Source organism: Neisseria sp. SLRRB23, assembly GCF_050896295.1.
In the GTDB taxonomy this organism is placed as follows: domain Bacteria; phylum Pseudomonadota; class Gammaproteobacteria; order Burkholderiales; family Neisseriaceae; genus Neisseria.
This window is the reverse complement of record NZ_JBPBFH010000119.1, coordinates 1-397: the sequence shown is the minus strand read 5'-3', so window position 1 is coordinate 397 and position 397 is coordinate 1. Positions and strand designations below refer to the sequence as shown.

The 397-nt window shown below is 47.4% G+C and carries 1 pseudogene; it reads right to left on the bottom strand.

Going from position 1 to position 397, the window contains the following annotated elements:
• A pseudogene (locus ACRPFF_RS11385) lies at positions 1-134 on the bottom strand (glycosyltransferase); the annotation flags it as partial.
• Positions 135-397 lie beyond the last annotated feature (263 nt).

The following is a 397-nucleotide window of genomic DNA, read 5'->3' as shown; positions in this document are numbered from 1 at the left end:
AATTTTTGAAAACCGCCGTAGATAGGGGAATGTTTGTTTTCGAATAAAAAATCCACACCCCGGTTGAGATGCGTAAGCATATCGCTGAAAGTTTTGTATTTGATGTTGTGGCTGATAGAGCCGCCGAGAACGCGGTTGAAACCGTCTGCAAACGCTGTGCGGAGAATGTCGGCGGAGAAGGCGAAACGCGCCATTACGCCTGATAAAGTTTGAGCAAATGCCGTCTGAAACCGCCAAACAGTATTTCAGACGGCATTTTTTAAGTTCTAATGATAACCCTTACCGGTATGCTTGCAGCTTGTGCAACAGGTGTCAATGTCGGTCGGTTGATGGTTGAAATGCCTGTCTCTTATACACATCTCCGAGCCCACGAGACTCGACGTCATCTCGTATGCCG